The sequence below is a fragment of the Polaromonas sp. P3_B4 genome (genome assembly GCF_056402835.1).
The window spans coordinates 73,944-91,152 of sequence record NZ_JBFUGQ010000005.1 but is presented as its reverse complement, the minus strand read 5'-3'; the positions used below and the strand labels follow the sequence as shown (position 1 = coordinate 91,152).

The 17,209-nt window shown below is 57.0% G+C and carries 13 protein-coding genes; 1 reads left to right on the top strand and 12 read right to left on the bottom strand.

From position 1 onward, the window contains the following. The 10 genes from AC1DVV_RS22520 to sucC all read right to left on the bottom strand — a co-directional run. Positions 1-232, bottom strand: a 232-nt coding sequence (locus tag AC1DVV_RS22520; protein ID WP_477707261.1) for a pilin, incomplete at its 3' end; no start/stop codon positions are given. Positions 233-417: 185 nt separating this feature from the next. After that, complete coding sequence (locus tag AC1DVV_RS22515) at positions 418-2,823, bottom strand: GspE/PulE family protein (RefSeq protein ID WP_477689791.1); 2,406 nt, start codon at positions 2,821-2,823, stop codon at positions 418-420. Continuing rightward, positions 2,820-3,611 (bottom strand): 3',5'-cyclic-nucleotide phosphodiesterase, encoded by a 792-nt coding sequence (locus tag AC1DVV_RS22510; RefSeq protein ID WP_457282076.1) that lies wholly within the window; start codon positions 3,609-3,611, stop codon positions 2,820-2,822. The genes AC1DVV_RS22515 and AC1DVV_RS22510 overlap by 4 nt, the downstream gene beginning before the upstream one ends. A gap of 36 nt (positions 3,612-3,647) precedes the next feature. After that, positions 3,648-5,897 (bottom strand): CHASE2 domain-containing protein, encoded by a 2,250-nt coding sequence (locus AC1DVV_RS22505; protein WP_457282075.1) that lies wholly within the window; start codon positions 5,895-5,897, stop codon positions 3,648-3,650. Between the two features lie 59 nt (positions 5,898-5,956). Continuing rightward, the gene (locus tag AC1DVV_RS22500) at positions 5,957-6,613 is read right to left on the bottom strand and encodes an FHA domain-containing protein (RefSeq protein ID WP_457282074.1); all 657 of its coding nucleotides are present in this window, start codon (positions 6,611-6,613) and stop codon (positions 5,957-5,959) included. A gap of 37 nt (positions 6,614-6,650) precedes the next feature. Further along, positions 6,651-7,436 (bottom strand): Stp1/IreP family PP2C-type Ser/Thr phosphatase, encoded by a 786-nt coding sequence (locus AC1DVV_RS22495; RefSeq protein ID WP_457282073.1) that lies wholly within the window; start codon positions 7,434-7,436, stop codon positions 6,651-6,653. Between the two features lie 13 nt (positions 7,437-7,449). Continuing rightward, positions 7,450-10,113 carry a CHASE2 domain-containing serine/threonine-protein kinase gene (locus AC1DVV_RS22490; protein WP_477702346.1) on the bottom strand — a complete coding sequence of 888 codons (2,664 nt, stop codon included), beginning with the start codon at positions 10,111-10,113 and terminating at the stop codon, positions 7,450-7,452. A gap of 387 nt (positions 10,114-10,500) precedes the next feature. After that, positions 10,501-11,202 carry a TerC family protein gene (locus AC1DVV_RS22485; RefSeq protein WP_457282071.1) on the bottom strand — a complete coding sequence of 234 codons (702 nt, stop codon included), beginning with the start codon at positions 11,200-11,202 and terminating at the stop codon, positions 10,501-10,503. Positions 11,203-11,348: 146 nt separating this feature from the next. After that, positions 11,349-12,242: a succinate--CoA ligase subunit alpha gene (gene sucD, locus AC1DVV_RS22480; protein WP_457282070.1), complete on the bottom strand. Its 894-nt coding sequence runs from the start codon at positions 12,240-12,242 to the stop codon at positions 11,349-11,351. 16 nt (positions 12,243-12,258) lie between these two features. Beyond that, positions 12,259-13,419: an ADP-forming succinate--CoA ligase subunit beta gene (gene sucC / locus AC1DVV_RS22475; protein WP_457282069.1), complete on the bottom strand. Its 1,161-nt coding sequence runs from the start codon at positions 13,417-13,419 to the stop codon at positions 12,259-12,261. 239 nt (positions 13,420-13,658) lie between these two features. Between sucC and argC the strand changes: the two genes are divergently transcribed. Continuing rightward, a complete protein-coding gene (argC, locus tag AC1DVV_RS22470; RefSeq protein ID WP_457282068.1) occupies positions 13,659-14,570 on the top strand; it encodes an N-acetyl-gamma-glutamyl-phosphate reductase in 912 nt (303 codons plus the stop codon). 41 nt (positions 14,571-14,611) lie between these two features. On the opposite strand, the gene AC1DVV_RS22465 is transcribed toward argC, so the two are convergent. Beyond that, a complete protein-coding gene (locus tag AC1DVV_RS22465; RefSeq protein ID WP_477707260.1) occupies positions 14,612-16,714 on the bottom strand; it encodes a tetratricopeptide repeat protein in 2,103 nt (700 codons plus the stop codon). After that, positions 16,623-17,150: a recombination regulator RecX gene (gene recX / locus AC1DVV_RS22460; RefSeq protein WP_457282066.1), complete on the bottom strand. Its 528-nt coding sequence runs from the start codon at positions 17,148-17,150 to the stop codon at positions 16,623-16,625. Before recX ends, AC1DVV_RS22465 begins: the two co-directional genes overlap by 92 nt. Positions 17,151-17,209 lie beyond the last annotated feature (59 nt).

Here is a 17,209-nt window from a genome sequence, read left to right as displayed (position 1 = left end):
TCTTTTCACAGCCCCAGTTATTGGCGATCGGCAGAACCGTACTGGCAGCAGATTGAACAGTTTCCGTGATGCTGGTACGGCACTGTGATGCAGCCAGAATCACTTCAGACACTTTCGCACGAATGGTGTAGTCCTGATAGGCAGGCAGAGCCACCGCAGCCAGGATACCGATAATCGCCACGACGATCATCAATTCGATCAGGGTAAAACCCCGTTGGATGGAACGCTTCATAAAAAACTCCTTGGTTAAAAACCGGCTGTAGTAATTTAAACAGTTATGGCAGTTTGATGCCAATTTAGATATTTACAGCAATTTTTGAACCATATTAAAGAGTTTTCTTTTTTATGATTTTGAAGCTACAAAAAACCGAAAAATTACTTTTTTGACGTATGTCTTTAAATTTCACGACATTTCTGTCATTTGATGCAGACGGATCGGACCATCTTTAAATCTGTCATGCCCATGAGTACCTTTTCCATGCCGTCCATCTTGAGAGTCCGCATGCCGCTATTGACGGCGCTTGAAAACAGCTCCGCGACGCGGGCCCGCTCCTGGATCAATTTTTTGGCAGCATCATCGGCAATCATCAGTTCATGCAGGCCAATACGACCCTTGTAGCCGGTCTTGTTGCACTTGTCGCAGCCGACCGCACGATACAAGGTCAATTTATCGTCCTTCCCATAGCGCGCCATCCAGTCTTCATAGAGTTTTTGTGACTCGCCACCAGGATCGGCTTTCCAGGCTTCGGTATGGCGCAGCTCTTCAGCGTATTCCTTGATGAAATCTTTGACTTCCTGAGCACTGGGCTGATAAGCCTCTTTGCAGTCGCAGAGTTTTTTGGCCAGACGCTGAGCCAGGATACCCAACAATGCGTCCGCAAAATTAAAGGGGTCCATGCCCATGTCCAGCAGGCGGGTGATGGACTCGGGGGCCGAATTGGTGTGCAGCGTCGAGAAAACCATGTGCCCTGTCAATGAAGCCTCCACGCCCATCGCCACGGTTTCTTTGTCGCGGGACTCACCGACCATGATGATGTCCGGATCGGCTCGCAGGAAAGCACGCATGACCAGTGCGAAGTCAATGCCCGCCTTCCGGTTAATTTGCACCTGACGCAAACCCTTCTGGGTAATTTCCACGGGGTCTTCAGCGGTCCAAATTTTGGTGTCCGGGGTGTTGAGAAACTTAAGGATGGAATGCAGCGTCGTGGTCTTGCCGGAGCCTGTGGGGCCACATACATAAAAAAGACCATACGGCTTGGAGATCGTTTTTTCCAGTCGCTCCTTGTTGTGCGCCGTCAATCCGAGTTTTTCAAGCGGGATCGGCTCACCTGCGGCAAGAATCCGCATGACCACGTCTTCCACGCCACCGGCGGAGGGGATCGTGGCTACACGCAATTCGATGTCGAGTGGGCCGTATTTTTTGAACTTGATCTTCCCGTCTTGCGGTTTACGTTTTTCAGAGATATCCAGGTCGCACATGATCTTGAGCCGCGTGACCATGGCTTGGCGAAACTGTGCCGGCACTTCAATATAGGGCTGCAAGGTGCCGTCAATGCGAAACCGGATACCGGTTTTGGCTTTCCCGGGCATGGGCTCGATGTGAATGTCCGAAACCTTCTGGTTGTAGGCGTCAATGATGACCTTGTTGACAAACTTGACCAGCTCGTTGTCCGCTGCGGCAGACTCCAGCGAAGAGTCGTCATTTGACTCACTCTCCAGTGGTGAGTCCATGTCTGCAAGCAATTGGTCGATGGTGCTACTGTCTGCAGCCACGCCAAAGAGCTGCCCCAGGGTTTCTTCAAATTCGGTCTGGGTTGTAACGCGGTAAGAAAATTTGGAGACGCGGGGAAACACCTGTGGAACCACGCGTGCCCCTCGCACAGCCTCCGGATCCACACACATGATCACGAGGCCTTCGGTAGTTTCCTCCAGCGGAATCCAGCCTTGCTGTTCAATAAAGTCCCGTTTTAACGCACCATGCAACATCTCCGAGCGAATCCGTCCAGCATTGAATGCTTCGTAGGCCACACCGAAAAACTTGGCAAGCGAAGCACCAATCTGAGTGGGCCGGATGTGGAAGTTGGCCATGAGCATATGCTCGACGGACTGACCTTCTTCCCGGGCCTGGCGGATGCATTGCTGTAATTCTTCTTGGGACAGCACACCTTCCGTCACCAAGCCGTCGTACTTGGTAGCTTTGCGCCTTTGGCTGTCGCCCGCTTTTTGCATTCGCTGGCGTATGGCAATGCCCAAAGTCTTGCACAGCTGCAGCGCACCGTCTTCCTCAAGCTTCCCAAAAGGCTGATCGCTCCGGTTGTTGATAACCTGCAGCACGCCATACAACGTCTCTCCGTCCATGACGGGAGCCACCAGCATCTGCTTGGTTCTGTACCCGGATCGCTTGTCAACTTCCTGGAGAAAGCTCAACGCAGGATGAATTTTCTTCAGCGCCTCCTCATCGTAGACGTCCGCAATATTCACCATCTGGCGAGCCATGGCAACGTAGCCCGCAATGCTCTGCGCGCTGACCGGGAGCTTCAGGTCGCGGCTGGTATTGAGCCCCGTTTTGACCTTGGAAACAATGGAACTGCGGTCTTCGTTGACTGCATAAAGTGTTAACCGGTCCGCATTAAAAAGCTTGCAGATGTCCTGGCTGGCTTCGAGCATGATCTGCTCGACATTTTCCGTTTCGTGAATCCGGTTGGTAACCAGCTGAAGCTGCCGGAAATACAGGGCTTCAAAAGTAACGCCCCGCTCCTGGGGAGGCAACATCTGCGAGTCAAAAAACTCGTCCTCGGGGTCACGTTGCAATACGGCGCTCATAGCTCAAACTCCTGGCCTGCCCTCAACCACCGGATGTCGTGCGATACATTCGGGCCAAACGGGCGGGTTTGGTCAAAACGCTGTATCTCGGCCATGATCAGGTCGGTCTCGGCCGGTTTGGTATGGGTAATGTAGATGGGATAACTGTTTCCTCGCTCGATGCAATCGAGTTCATTGGCAAGCGCATGAGGAGAAAGATGAAGGCTCCGCTTGGCAAGGTCGCGCTCGCGATTGCTAAATGCCGTTTCGATGACCAGCATGGCAACCCTTATCTGATTAATTCGGGCCCACAGAGCCGGATTCTGTTCCGTGTCGCCCGTGAACACCCAATACCCCTTGCCCGTGGCCACCGCGTAGCCTGCAGCCGGGACGGTATGCACGGCAGGTAGAACCTCTATTTGCTTACCAGCCAATAACAAGGTTTGTCCGATTTCCAGAGGGTGAAAACTGACAAACGGGGCCTCGGGGCTGGGAATGCGGGAAAAGTCGGGCCAAATGGTGTTGTTGAAAATATGCGCCTTCAGTGCGTCAATCGTGCCCTGCAGCGCATGAATCTGGATAGGTGTTGTTCGCCGGGCGGCAATGGCGTCCACCATCAACGGTAACGCGGCCACGTGATCGAGGTGCGAATGCGTCAGCAGAACATGGTCAACACCAGCCATCTCATCCAGCGTGAGATCTCCCACTCCCGTACCGGCATCAACCAACAAGTCATGGTCAAGCAAAAAAGACGTGGTCCGGCAGTCTTTGGCAATGGCTCCCGAGCAGCCGAGTACACGTACTTTCATGAGATTTTCCGGTTGGCCTTGACTTGGAGGGTTGTGCTATTTGGTTTCAAAATTGGTTGCGCCATCCCATTCCGGATCAAAAGGCAACAGCCTCATAGAGGCTACACGCTCCGCATACAGCCGGTAAAGGAACTTTTTGCCATTTATCCGATGTAAATTGAGCAATTGCACATCGCATTGATCCCAATCCTGCGCGCGGTAAGCTTTTAACGCCATTCCCCAGGTTTTCAGCTCAGCCGCAATGTCCTTGTCGATCTGGTCTCCCGGCACCAACGGCCAAAAAATGGAAACCGCCTGATCTTTGCCTTTCACGCGAACCTTGTCGAGTTCCTGCCATGCAAAATCATTCGCCTGCTTTCGGGTTGACTCGCTGACCACGATATCCACCCCGTAGGTTTTTGACAGCCCCTCCAGACGCGAACCCAGATTCACGGAATCGCCAATCACGGTGTAACTGCGGCGGATATCCGAACCCATATCACCCACACACATCGTGCCCGTATTGACACCGATACCTATGCCAATCTCGGGTAAACCCTTGATCTTGTGTTCCTCGTTGATCTTCTTGACTGCATTCGACATCTCGAGTGCCGTTTTTACTGCAAGACCAGCATGATCAGGCGTGTCGACAGGGGCACCCCAAAAAGCCATCACGCAGTCACCCATGTATTTGTCAATGGTGCCTCGATTGCTGCGAATCAGGTCTGTCAGCCGGCTGAAAACACTGTTTAGCAAAGCCTGTAGTTGGGTAGGCTCCATCGACTCCGACATTTTGGTGAACCCGCGCATGTCGCAAAACATGACCGTCAGCTCCTTGGTCGTTGCCTTCATGCTGTAGCTGTCGGGATCTTTCACCATCTCGTCAACCAGTTCGGGGGGTACATAGGTGCCGAACAGATGGGCCAACTCCCGCTTGGATCGGCTTTCCACGAAATATCCATAACTCATATTCAACGCAAATGCGGTCAAAGCCATAACCAGCGCACTGGCCAACGGCAGCACAAGACCGTAACCAGAGTAAAGCCAGAAATTCAAGCCGGCTATGGCGGCAATCACCGCCAGGCTGACCAGCACCGCACGGGAAGCTGAAAGCAGGGGCAGTGCAAAAGCCAGCGTCAGCCCCGAAAAAAGCAGGATGACCACCTCGAATCCGATGGCGTAGTCGGGCTTGACGAATACCTTCCCGTCAAGAAAACCAGAGATGACATTGGCGTGCGTTTCCACCCCCGGATAGGTTTCCCCCACCGGAGTCACTCTCAAATCGAGCAGGCCGGGCGCGGTGGTGCCGACCAGGATGATCTTATCCTTGAGCGTGCCAGGCGCAAGGCGTTTGGCCAGGACATCCGCCGCGGAGATATACCGAAACGAGCCGCCGTTCGCACCACCATTACCCCTGAAGGGCACCAAAGTGGCTACGCGATCATCGACCGGAATCGCCAGGGTTTTGTTGCCTTGCTTGAGCAGAATGCTTTCCAGCCCTTGATAGTTCCGGGTCAGGAATTTTTCCTGCGGAAAACCAGGCTCGACCTTGGGCAAACCCGCAAGCATGCGAAACATGGCGAGCGCCAATGACTCGTAGTACTGCCCCTTGAACTCCGCCAGCAAGGGAATAGAGCGCACCACACCATCGCCCTCGGTAATGGAGTTGAAGAAACCTCCCAAAGGGGCAGCTTTGGCCAACAACTCAATGTTGGCCCCGTATCCATTCCAGCTGGTGAATTTGATAGGACGGCCACCAAGCGCATCGCTGCCCATAACTGGCGGCGGCAAAACTCCATTGACCCGGCCATCTCTGTCGCTGGTGAAGTAATAGCCCATCACGACGGGGCGTTTTTCGATCGCTTTCGCGAAAACCGCGTCGTAATCCAGGCTGGTCTGCAGCTGGCTGAGTTTTTCCGAGAAACCCGGTTGATCTTTCAGCTCCGCCTGTGCAAGCTGCTTGAGCCGCTTTAGACCCGAGCTTTCGTCGGCTTCGGCAAATACGACGTCAAACCCCAGCAGTGCCGTTTTTTGACGATCCTGCAGCTCTTCGACCAGCTCCGCCAACCTGTTACGGCCCCAAGGCCATCGCCCCACCTCCGCAAGGCTCTTCTCATCGATGTCAACGATAACAATGCGTTCGTCCAGCGTATGCGGCATGGTCGCGCGCAGGCGTGCATCGTAGATGATGTCGTCCAACCTCTGCAGAACACCAATGCGAGCGACCCCGCTGGCATGCATCAATGCAAATACCAGCGGAATCAACGTGACGGCGATACGAGGCCAGTGCCGGAAGAGGAGTCTCATGCGACCTCGTTTGAAGGGTGCTTGCGGTCCGCTTGGCGCGAGACCTCTTAACACCAATGTCAGTGTTGGACGAACTGCATTTGCGTTCCGGCCAGCTCAAGCATGTCCCCATTTTTCAGGACAACCGGCTCCGCACCGATGGGGGCTCCGTTAAGCGTCGGCTTGCCAGTGCCCTCGACATGGGCAACGACAAAACCCTGAGGCCTCTTGGTAATGGCGGCAACTGCGACCCCGGGCTTTCCGATGGTTGTGACTACCTTCACCAATGCCACTTCACGACCAGCCGCAGCGCCCGACATCACTTTGATAGCCGCCGTGAGGCCCGTACCGGCTTCCGTCGATGCCACTGGCGAACCTGTCGGCGCCGGGGGCACAAGACCGGCAGAGCCGGCTTTTATAATCATGGTCTTCTCAAAGCCTGCGGGTGCAGCTTCGTTGACGTACTTGATTTTGTACTTGCCAATTTCAACGGTATCGCTGTTCTGCAGCAGCAGCTTTTTAACGGCCTTCCCGTTGACATAGGTGCCATTGGTGCTGTTGAGATCCTCTAGATAGACCTCGTTGCCGGTCATTTGCAAAACGGCATGCTCCCCACTGACAGCTAGGTTGTCGATGACGATGTCGTTGTAGGGCCTGCGCCCCAAAGAAGTCCGGTCTTTCGTCAACTGGACTTCCTTGATCACAACGCCGTCAATAGAGACGATCATTTTCGGCATGGCCGACTCCTGTCTGTTTGTAATATTTCAGTCATCGCTATTTTCCCAGCATTCTGGACAAAAGGCCGCGCTTGGTCGAGTCTTCTTTCGCGTATGCCAACAGTACGGAAATATTATCGCGTCCACCAGCCTCATTCGCCGCAACAATCAGCTGTTTCGCTTTTTGCTCCAAGGTCCCTGCGCCTGTAAGGATAGCCGCAATGCCCGGATCCGCAACCATGTCCGAGAGCCCATCCGAACACATCAGATAAAGGTCCCCCGCGTCCACACGATGCTCATTGACCTCAACCAGCACCGTGTCTTCGACGCCCAAGGCGCGTGTGACCAAGTTCTTGTTCAGGGAAGTCAGCGCCTGCTCGGGAGTTATCAGCCCAGCGTCAATCTGTTCTTGCAACAGCGAGTGGTCTTTGGTGATTTGCTGCAGCTCCTGGCCGCGCAGGCGATAGCAACGGGAATCACCAATATGACCCAGCATCAGTCGCCCGTCCTGGAACACCCCTACCACCAGCGTGGTGCCCATACCCGCGTACTGGGGGTTGGAGTTCGCTGCGTTGAAGATCGAATGATTGGCATTTTCCACGCAGATTTCTAAAGCCCGGCGCACTTCCTTGGCATTGGCATGCCTGCCCGCCTGGGAAAGCCAACGGCCCATTTCCGACTTGATGAAAGCGGCAGCCATGCCGCTTGCAATTTCGCCTGCGTTATAGCCACCCATTCCGTCCGCCAGGATGCAAAGCCGCGTCGCAGCATCAAAAGCAACTGCATCCTCATTGTTGTCCCTCGTCAACCCCGGGTCGGTATGTGTACAAATCTCGTAGTTCATCTTGTTCGTGTGATCACTGGGTGTCGGTATCGGCAGCAGGTGCTCTGGAAACCACGGTTTTCTCAAACGTCTGCGTGCCGTCGACATTCACGGCCTGGGTCGCATCATAGGTCTTCGGGCCGGCAGCTGGTACAGCCGCTGATTGCACGACTGTGGCGTCAAATTGGGCTGCTGGCGCACCCTGTTGAGGCGCAAACGATGGGGCCGGTGCAGTACCTTCCATTGCGGCAATGACAGCGCGCAGATCTGTCGCCAATCGATCACCATCCTGATACCGCAACTCCGGCTTCTTGGCCAGAGACAGCGCAACAATCTCGGCCAGCCGCGCCGGCAGCTCTTTACGGATGATACGGATATCGGGGGCTTCTTCGTTCGCGATCTTGTACATCAGTTCGGCCATGGAATCGCCACGGAATGGCAACACTCCAGCCAGCATCTGAAACAGCATGACACCCAGCGAGTACAAGTCCGAGCGCCCGTCGACTTTTTTACCGGCAATCTGCTCCGGCGACATGAAGCTGGGCGTCCCCAGTACAAGGCCGGTCTTTGTTTTGCTTGAATCCGTAATGCGGGCGATGCCGAAGTCGGTCACCTTCACCGTATCGCTTTCGATTTCATACATGATGTTGGCCGGCTTGATGTCCCGGTGCACCACATTCTGCTTGTGCGCGTAAGCCAGGGCTTCAGCCACCCGTGCCACGATGGACAGGACCTTCGGGACCGGCAACAAATGACCGTCCTTGGTGACATCTGCCAGGTCCTTGCCCTTCAGAAACTCCATGGCAATGAATGCCAGGTCGTGTTCTTCACCTGCATCAAAAATCGTGACGATGTTCTGGTGCTGCAGCCGACCAGCGGTCTCGGCTTCCCTGAAGAAGCGCTCCCGCGCATCGTCAAGCTCCTCGCCCTCGAACTCCTGGCTCAAGGCCATGGTCTTGATGGCGACGACACGGCCAATCTTTGGGTCCTTGCCGAGGTACACCACGCCCATGGCGCCCTTGCCCAATTCCTTTTCAACTTGATAGCGACCCAACATGGGCTTTTCAACACCCCCACCGTCAAGGAGCATGGTCCCGCCCGGGTGCGCGCCGCCACCGCCCAAAATGACGGTTTCCGACAGGTTTTTGGCCCGATTGAGCTTGGACTGCAGGTCTTTGTGGTTCTTGTTGTAGGTGGCCATGTACTCGTACACGGCCTGAGCTTTGTTGAACTGGCGCTTGCGCTCGAAATCCAGCGCCAGGTTGTTCATGTTGTCCATCAGCGCATCGGTGAAAGGTACGCGGCGAAAACGATCAAACGCCATATCGAGCTGGCCTTGGCCTTGCAGCGCCAGACCCATCATGCGATTGGTCTCGGCCGATTCCTCGTCGGACTTGAGCTTGCCAGCCTCGGTCATGAGGAAGCGCTTGGTCGTCAACGCCAGGTGGCCGATCACCAGCAGGGCTGCGGGAAAGACAAACTTGAGCCAGGTCGCGGCCGCCGACAGCAAGCCGAACTCAACCACCAGCAACACCACGAATAACAGCAGTGTGATGATCGCGGCCTTGCCAGCCGACAGCCGTGGCAGGCCGGCAACCAGATAAGCCACAACCACCAGCAGCACACCCAGAGTGACCCAGACACCCCAACCAGGCTGCACGATGAAATGCTCACTCAGGATACTGGAGGTAATGTGCGCGATGGTTTCTGCTGGCGAAAGCCCCGGACCCGCCGGCGTCGGGAATTGGGTGCCTACCCCCGCCGCAGTGGCGCCAATGATCACGATCTTGTCGGCATACTTGGTAGCCGGAATCTTGCCGGAAATCACGTCATAGAATGAATCAACGGCAAAAGCTGGCCGACCGTCCTTGCCCTTGTAAAACTGTGGAAGCATCAAGGCTGATTCGTCGGTTTTGACCATCAGCTTGCCGATCTGCACAGACTCACCCACATTGAGTTTGATGTCGGCAGGCCCCAGGTTCAGGCTCCTGGCCGCGGCGAGCAGGCTCATGGAAGGCACGGCTTTCCCGTAATAATTGATAAGCAACGGTTCTTGCCGCACGGCACCATCCACGTCGGGCAGCTGGTTGAGGTGAGCAATACCCGCCGCCGCTGCACCTATCAACTCAATCGGTTGTTGACCGCGGATGGCCGGAAGGGAAAACCCGTTAAGCTCGTCTACAGCACTCTTCAGTGCGTAAGCCGGGAGCGGATTGTCCGGACGCCCTTGCGGCACTCCCAGCGAAAAAACCGAAGGTACCAAAACATTGCCGGCCTTGGTCATGCTGGCCGCGAGCTTGGCGTCAGTGTCCAGGGCTATTTCAGCCTCAGCGATGACTTTGCCCAATTGTTCAGGCAGACCACCGCTTGGAGCGGCCGCTGGATCGGATACTGGACCAAGAGCCTCCTTGATTTTGCGGATGAACACCAAGCCTCTATCGGTTTGCGGTTCAAAAAAGAAGGCTGTATGCGCAATGGTTTTGGCCTTGGCGGCCGAAAGCTGGTCAATCAGCTGCGCATGCACGTCGCGCGGCCAAGGCCAACGACCTATGTTGGCGATACTCTGGTCGTCGATCGCAATGATGGCTATGCGGTCTGAGGGCTGCCGCGAAGTGCTGGTGCTGGCATAGTCATAGTAACGGCGCTCAAGTGTGCCGAAAAAATCAGTCAGGCCATGCAAAAAAAGGACGGCCAGCACCACTAGAACGCCCACAAACCAGTCGGCCCGCCAGAACTGACTCAATTTCCTAGATGTTTTGGCCACTTCCCGTCCCTTGTCCTGATTCGCTATGCATAGCCCCAGCCATTTTTGTAATTGCTTTGTACTATCGGTCCCCCGGCAACAAATTTCGTGCGCCGGGTACCACCCGCCGACTGTTTCGGCAGGTTACAAGTCTCCTGACAATGGACATTAACAGACGGGGTGCGGCTGGACAAGCGACTTCTGCACCGCAAGCGTGCCGACTGTTGCAAATAAGTGGTTTTCTGGTATGCGCGGTGCGCATCCGGTCCGCAGCAGGTGGCGAACGCTAAGAAACGACCCTAACCGCCAAAGGGGGCTGCGGCGGCTGGGCCGTACGCCAGTTCAGGCTGAAGGCGCCTTTGTCTGCTGCCGTTTGGTCAGGTAGGTGCCCAGAGCCACCACAAGCACGGCACCCACAATCCCACCGGCAGTCACCGTATGGTCGCTAACGGCACCAAAATAGCTCACTACCGCAGGATCCGTCAGCAGCATCTCACCCGCCAGAAAGCCCAAAAGAGCTGCGCCGATGGTAATGATGATGGGGAAGCGCTCCATCACCTTTGTCAACAAGGTGGCGCCGAAAATAATCAGCGGGATGCTCACCAGAAGACCCAGTACCAGCAACGGGAGGTTGCCCTTGGCGGCTGCTGCGACTGCCAGAACGTTGTCCAGGCTCATCACCAGATCGGCAATCAGGATGGTGCGGATGGCTGCAGCCATGCCATTGATCTCGTGTCCCTCGCCGTCTTCATCTTCTTCGCCCTTGAGCAGGTCCACGCCAATGTAGACCAGCAGAACCGCACCTATCATCTTCAGGTACGGCAAGCTCAACAGCTGAATGGCCACGATGGTCAGCACGATACGCATCACGATCGCGGCGGCGCTGCCCCAGAAGATCGCCTTGCCGCGCTGCTCGGGTTTGAGTGTGCGCGCAGCCATGGCAATTACCACGGCGTTATCGCCAGACAGCACGATGTTGGCAAGAAGGATGGAGCCGAAAGCACTCCAGAAGAGGGGGGACGCGAGGTCCAGTCCGAAAAACATGGCAGCTCCTGTTATGAATTAAAAAAGCGCCGGGAAGCGCTTTTTTGTTTTGGAGAGTCTAAGCCGCAATAGGCCAATCCCGATTGGTATTACTGCTTACCTGCTTGACCGCGGTCAAGTTTTTAAATCACTTTTTCGTTGGTGGCTTACAGCAGCGCCTTGAGCAATTTGGCCATTTCCGACGGGTTGCGCGTCACGGTGAAGCCGCAAGCCTCCATGATGGCCAGCTTGGCATCCGCCGTGTCGGCGCCACCGGAGATCAGCGCACCCGCGTGACCCATACGCTTGCCGGCAGGGGCAGTCACACCAGCAATGAAGCCAACGATCGGTTTTTTCATATTGGCCTTGCACCACTGGGCGGCTTCGGCTTCATCGGGACCGCCGATTTCGCCGATCATGATGACGGCGTCAGTGTCCGGATCGTCATTGAAGGCTTTCATCACGTCAATGTGCTTGAGGCCATTGATCGGGTCGCCGCCGATACCGACTGCACTCGATTGGCCCAGGCCGATTTCGGTCAATTGCGCCACAGCTTCATAGGTCAGCGTGCCGGAGCGGCTGACTACGCCGATACGGCCCTTGCGGTGGATATGGCCGGGCATGATGCCGATCTTGATTTCTTCAGGTGTGATCAGGCCGGGGCAATTGGGGCCCAGCAGCAGGGTTTTCTTGCCGCCGGCAGCTTCCTTGGCTTTCATGCGGTTGCGCACTTCCAGCATGTCCTTGACCGGAATGCCTTCGGTGATGCAGATCGCCAAGTCCAGGTTGGCTTCAACAGCTTCCCAGATGGCGGCGGCAGCGCCCGCAGGGGGCACATAGATGACCGACACGGTTGCGCCGGTCGCCTTGGCGGCTTCGGTCACGTTGGCAAAAATCGGGATGCCTTCGAAGTCTTCGCCGGCTTTCTTGGGATTCACACCGGCCACAAAAGCTTCTTTGCCGTTCGCGTAGTCGCGGCACATGCGGGTGTGGAATTGACCGGTTTTGCCGGTGATGCCCTGGGTGATGACTTTGGTGTTTTTGTTGATGTAGATGGACATGTTCTTGGCTCCGGGCTTATTTGACAGCGGCGACGATTTTGGTCGCGGCTTCGGCCATGGTGTCTGCGGCGATGATGGGAAGGCCAGAATCGGCCAGCATCTTCTTGCCCAGGTCTTCGTTGGTGCCCTTCATGCGCACGACCAGTGGAACCGAAAGGTTCACGGCCTTGCAGGCGGTGATCACGCCGTCGGCGATGGTGTCGCACTTCATGATGCCGCCGAAGATGTTGACGAGGATGCCTTTGACATCAGGGTTCTTCAGCATGATCTTGAAGGCTTCGGTGACTTTTTCAGCCGTTGCGCCGCCGCCCACGTCCAGGAAGTTGGCCGGCTCACCACCGAACAGCTTGATGGTGTCCATGGTCGCCATGGCCAGGCCTGCGCCGTTGACCAGGCAGCCGATGTTGCCGTCCAGGCTGATGTAAGCCAGGTCGAACTTGCTGGCTTCGACTTCGGCCGGGTCTTCTTCGTCCAGATCGCGATAGGCCACGATTTCGGGGTGGCGGAACAGCGCGTTGGCATCGAAGTTGAACTTCGCGTCCAGGGCCATGACTTCACCCTTGCCGTTGCGGTTCAGGGGGTTGATTTCAACCAGCGACGCATCGGTGTCCATGTAGCACTTGTAGAGCTTTTGCAGGATATCGACGGTTTGCGCCACAGAGTCGGCAGGCATGCCGATGCCGGCGGCGACTTCCCTCGCCTGGGCGTCCGTCATACCGACCAGCGGATCGACAAACACCTTGATGATTTTTTCAGGGTTGGAGTGAGCCACCTCTTCGATGTCCATGCCGCCTTCGCTGGAAGCGATGAAGGCTACCTTTTGCGACTCACGGTCGGTCACGGCCGAAACGTAATATTCCTTCTGGATGTCGGCACCGTCTTCAATATAGAGGCGGCGGACTTTCTGGCCTTCTGGGCCGGTCTGGTGCGTTTTCAGCTGCATGCCGAGGATTTCGCCGGCAATGCGCTTGACGTCGTCGATGGTTTTGGCAACCTTCACGCCGCCGCCCTTGCCGCGGCCGCCCGCGTGGATCTGGGCCTTGACCACCCACACCGGGCCGCCTAGCTTCTGGGCGGCTTCCACCGCTTCCTGCACCGTGAAGGCCGGGATGCCGCGCGGCACTGGCACACCAAAATTGCGCAAGATTTCCTTGCCCTGGTACTCGTGAATTTTCATGAAAGACCTTCAGAATTCAGTAAAAGAGGGGGGTGCAACAGGGATTTGGGCAGAGGAATGGGGTGTCGGAAACAGGCCACACCGGCCCAAAAAACCACGTCGGCGGTCACTGCAGGCAGCAACGCAGAACTGTATCATGGTGCGACGCACAACTCTTGTGCCCGCCTTACACCCCGAAATGGGCCGAAATTGACCTCTAGGGCGGCCAGCCGCCCATTTTGTTTTGTACCTGGAAGTTCATGCCTAAAGTATTTATTGACGGCGAAGCCGGCACCACGGGCCTGCAAATCCGCGAGCGGCTGCAAGCCATGCCGCAGATCGAACTCGTCAGCATCGCGCCCGAGCTGCGCAAGGACGCGGCCGCCAAGCGCGCCCTGATGGCGCAGGTGGATATGGTGATCCTGTGCCTGCACGACGACGCGGCACGCGAGTCGGTTGCCATGATTGACAGCTTGACCGGCAAAAAACCCAAAATCATTGACGCCTCCACGGCTCACCGCACCGTGTCCGGCTGGGTTTACGGCTTTCCCGAACTGACCCAGACCCAGCGCACCGCCGTGGCCGCTGCCGACCGCGTGGGCAACCCCGGCTGCTACGCCACCGGTGCGATCGCGCTGATCCGCCCGCTGGTGGATGCTGGCGTAGTGCCTGCCGACTTCCCGCTGAGCCTTCCCGCCGTGAGTGGTTACTCCGGCGGCGGCCGGCAGATGATTGAAGACTACGAAGCCGGCACCGCTCCCCTGTTTGAACTTTACGGCCTGGGCCTGAAACACAAGCACCTGCCCGAAATCATGAAATACACAGGGCTCACACGCCGGCCGGTGTTCATTCCGTCGGTAGGCAACTTCAAGCAGGGCATGCTGGTGCAATTGCCGCTGCACCTTGACTTGCTGCCCGGCAAACCAACCGGGGCGCAGTTGCAGGACATACTGGCCAGACACTATGCCGGCAGCGAATGGGTCACCGCCGAAGCTGCGCCCGAGTCGGGAAAGCTGGATGCGCTGGCGCTCAACAACACCAACAAGATGGAGTTGCGCGTGTTTGCCAATGAAGAGTACCGCCATGCGGTGCTGGTAGCGCGGCTGGACAACCTGGGCAAGGGCGCATCCGGCGCTGCAGTACAAAACCTCAAGTTGATGCTGAAGCTGTAGGCGCCGCGCCAAGCCCGGCAACCGAGGGCCTCGGGCAGAGCTCAGGACAACGGTAGCGCGCGCGGCAATTCCCGGCCAACCTGGTTGACCACGTCCTGCCAGCTGCGATTCTCGCCTTGGCGAAAAAGCCGCGCACTGGGGTACCAGGGAGAGTCCTCCCTGTCGAGCAGCCAACGCCAGTCCGGACGAAAGGGCAGCATGACCCACAACGGCTTGCCCAGGGCTCCTACCAGATGGGCGACGCTGGTATCAATGCTGATCACCATATCAACGCAATCGGCGAGAGCCAGGGTATCGGCAAAGGTCCGCAATTCCTGCCCGGCGTGGAAGATACCCGATGCCTCCAGCGCGGCCAGATCCGGCTCGTTCACATCCTTCTGCAGGCTGATGAACTGATAGCCGGGTGGCATCGCTTCATGCAGCATGGCCATCGACATCGAGCGGTTCAGCGCAGTCTTGAGTGCCACATTGCCGGACCAGACCAAACCTACGCGCGGGCCGTCACGCGCGGGCAATCTGGCCTCCCACGCCTGCTTGAGAACCGGGTCGCTTCGCAAATAGGGCGCACCGGGAACATTGGTGACGCGCGTGCCAAAGGCCAGTGGCAGACTGAACATCGGGCATTGAAAGTCGAAAGATGCCGCAATATCTCTGCCGTCCCTGCTTTCCACCAGAGTACAGCCACTCTTCCAATCCGCACAAAGGGGCCGCAATGGCGCTGGCAGATGCAGGAAAATCCGTGCACCCATGGCCAGAATCACCGGGATATAGCGCAGCAGCTGGATAGAGTCGCCCAAGCCCTGTTCCGCATACAGAAAGATGGTCTTTCCCTTCAGGGGCTCCCCTGACCACATCGGCTGGGACAACACGGGCTTGAGCGTGCGCGGCCCCAGCGCATGGGCATACCAGCGCCACTCATACTCCTTCCACCCCTCTTCCCATTGGCCGAGCAGCAGTTGTGCAAATGCCTTGTTCCAGTGCAGGTTGGCATGCCGGGCATCCACAGCCAGCCCGATTTCGCAAATGGCCACCACTTCATCGCATTGCCTCAAGCTCAGCAGGGTGCAACCCAGGTTATAGAGAACATCAGGGTTCTTTGGCTGGAGGTGTTGCGCGCGACGGTGAAAATCCATCGCCTGCTCGAACCGCCTGAGCCGGTCGCAGGCCGCGCCAGCGTTGGACAGGGCATCCACATTTCCAGGCTGGAGGGCAATGATCTTTTCATAAATCTCCAGGGCTTCCTCATGCCGGACCATTGCTGCCAGGACCGCGGCTTTTCCACTCAGGGCAGGCACGTCGTCCGGATCTGCTGCCAAGGATCTGTCGATGATGGTCAAGGCCTCTTCGTGGCGCTCCAGGCCGTTCAGTGCGCAAGCTTTCTCCATGGGGAAAACCGGATGGGCCGCAGCAACGGATTGCTGGTCAGCAAAATCAATGGCCTCCTGCCAGCGCTCATGCGCAAGCAAAAGGCTGATGCGACGATAGCCTGCGTCGGTAAAACCCGGGTTGATGCGTAGCGCCTGGGCATACGCATCCAGTGCCGGCACCGGCTGGCCCAGGTCCTCGAAGGCGCGGCCCAGCTCGAACCAGGCGAAATCAAAGTCCGGCTTGAGCGCCAGCGCCGCCCTGAAGCTGTGGATGCCCTCCTCCGTCAAGTGCAACTGCATCTGCACCTGGCCCAGCAGAAAATGCGCATCAAGCAGTGTTGCGTCCAGTCGGATCGCATGGTGAAAACTATCAACAGCTTCCCGCAACTGGCCCAGTTCCATCAGGCCATAACCCAGGTTGACATGGGCCAAGCCATCGTTCGGTGTCATGGCAACCACCCGGCGATAGCAGTCGGTGGCCTCGGAAATCCTGCCTTGTGCCAACAATTCGTTGCCACGTGAGCGCAATGACTGGGCATCTTCGTCCGGGACAATCGGTCCGGCAGATACAGCGCTTTTATTGCGTGCCAGAAGGGTGCGGATACTCTGGAAAATGGCTGACTCCTGAAAGCTTTTCACATTCCCAGGCCAGACTTTGGGAGGAAGGGCCACTGCAGCCTGGATCTCAAGCTCCTTCGTTATCAGGATTTTTGAGCACCCACGATGCAACCTCCAGTGTAAAACCTCTTCCCGCCAGAAATCGGATTTGCCGGGCATGTTCTGCGGGGTTGGCCGGGGCTGTGCCAAACTTTCGCTGCCAGATGTCTCGCGCCCGTTCGCGCTCGGTGGCCTTAAGCTGCCCAACCGCTTCCCGTATGGCCGTCACGTCCAGTCCTTTGGCCTGCAGCTCCTGCTGGATACGCGAGGCGCCCAGCTTGCGGGAACGCCGGTTGATGACCGAATCGATGACACGCTCTTCGCTGATGAAATCCTTGAGCTCAAGGTCGTCGAGCACCGCCTTCAGCTGGCCCGGCGTTTCTTCATGCGGAGCCAGCTTGCGTTCAAGTTCGGCGCGTGAATGTTCGCGCGCGGCCAGGTAACGCAATGCACGGCCCTTGAGGGAAAGGCCAAAACCCGCGCGGCGGGCGGGTTTGGCGGGGGAGCTGTCTGCCGGGTTTTCCATGTCAAAGGACCCAGCCAGATTGAAATGCAAGCGCTACTCTTTTGATAGCTGCTTGCGCCCATTCTGATTGGTCTGTCGCCTTATTTGGC